Here is an 841-nt window from a genome sequence, read left to right as displayed (position 1 = left end):
TTTCATAAAATATGCTATCTTTTTGATAGGCAGTGAAGTATAATGAAGAAGACAACAAATAAGAATTTAATGGAGGAATGTTTCTATGAAATCTTTTGTTTGCAGTTTGTGTCACAATGGCATACTTGGAGGAGGTCTGTACCTCGATAGTCAGTCGCTTACTTACAAGACAAACAAGCTTACAGTTGACAAGAAATACAGAAATTTAGTTTTGCCGATGCAGGAAATAAAAGAAATCTCTTGGGAGTGGATAGTCTTTCCAATTGCAACAGTTAATATGAAAAATGGAGAACTATATAAATTCATTATTTTCAATAAATCACGCTTTGCAAAATGGTTTCAAGAGTATTCTCGATAAATACAAAGTGTCAAATTCCGGTTTGGAGAATTGAGAAAATCATAATTTGTAAAGGAGATATACAACATGAAGAAAGTCTGCTTAGCGGTTTTGCCAGCTTTAACAATAGTGTTAGAATTATTACCCTTAGGAGCAGTTTGTATTTTTGCAACATCTCCAACAGAAAGAGTAAAAGAAACATTCTCATACTTTAGCCTTACACCGTTTGGCTATGCAAATTTTGCTCCACTTATTACAGCCACACTTACTGTTGCCATCTTCTTACTTTCATTGTTTTCATTGAAGAAGAAGGGTGTTCTCAAAGCATTGTTTGTCCTTTCCATTATTACGGTAGTTATTTCTCTTTTGCCATTGATGTATGGCTTAAACTACTATACCCTTGTAGGAGCCTTTATAACAGTAACACTTGTAATAGAAAGTGTTTTGGCTAAGATACAACAAAAGTAAAGCGACAACTTCCAGTTGAACAAAATCGCTGCGCGA

2 protein-coding genes are annotated in these 841 nt (G+C 34.2%); both read left to right on the top strand.

Annotated elements, in window-relative coordinates; all coding sequences use genetic code 11:
* Window positions 1–85 precede the first annotated feature (85 nt).
* Window positions 86–358 (top strand): hypothetical protein, encoded by a 273-nt coding sequence (locus tag PGQ38_RS19375; protein ID WP_270392054.1) that lies wholly within the window; start codon window positions 86–88, stop codon window positions 356–358.
* A gap of 66 nt (window positions 359–424) precedes the next feature.
* Entirely contained in the window at window positions 425–805 is a 381-nt protein-coding gene (locus PGQ38_RS19370; RefSeq protein WP_270392055.1) for a hypothetical protein, read from the top strand.
* Window positions 806–841 lie beyond the last annotated feature (36 nt).

The organism is Blautia faecis (assembly GCF_027662325.1).
GTDB classification, from domain to species: Bacteria; Bacillota; Clostridia; order Lachnospirales; family Lachnospiraceae; genus Blautia_A; species Blautia_A faecis.
This window is presented reverse-complemented; position numbering and strand designations above follow the sequence as displayed.

Coding starts and splice junctions, on each gene's coding strand:
- PGQ38_RS19375 (WP_270392054.1), top strand. CDS start 86: ATGAAATCTTTTGTTTGCAGTTTGTGTCACAATGGCATACTTGGAGGA.
- PGQ38_RS19370 (WP_270392055.1), top strand. CDS start 425: ATGAAGAAAGTCTGCTTAGCGGTTTTGCCAGCTTTAACAATAGTGTTA.